The following is a 270-nucleotide window of genomic DNA, read 5'->3' as shown; positions in this document are numbered from 1 at the left end:
GCTGGGCAACAAGACGGAGTATGCGTACAACTTGATGGGGTTGCCGATCGGCATCACCGATGCCAGCGGCAAGACCAAGCAGCTCGAGTACAACGCCAGCGGCCAGCTCACCCGCTACGTGGACTGCTCGGCCAAAGCCAGCGAATGGACCTACGACGAGCGCGGCCAGCTTGTGCAGTTCACCGACGCGGCCGGCCAGGTTACCCGCTACCGCCACGAGGCCGGCCAGCTCGCCGCGATCCGCTACCCGGACGATACCGAAGAGCACTT

At 64.8% G+C, this 270-nt stretch carries 1 protein-coding gene; it reads left to right on the top strand.

Translation table 11 applies throughout. From position 1 onward, the window contains the following. On the top strand, positions 1-270 hold a 270-nt coding region (locus tag DIE08_RS35390; protein WP_148096114.1), incomplete at both ends, for an RHS repeat domain-containing protein.

Origin of the sequence: Burkholderia sp. Bp9004 (assembly GCF_003858025.1) — a bacterium.
Lineage (GTDB): Bacteria > Pseudomonadota > Gammaproteobacteria > Burkholderiales > Burkholderiaceae > Burkholderia > Burkholderia diffusa.
This window is presented reverse-complemented; position numbering and strand designations above follow the sequence as displayed.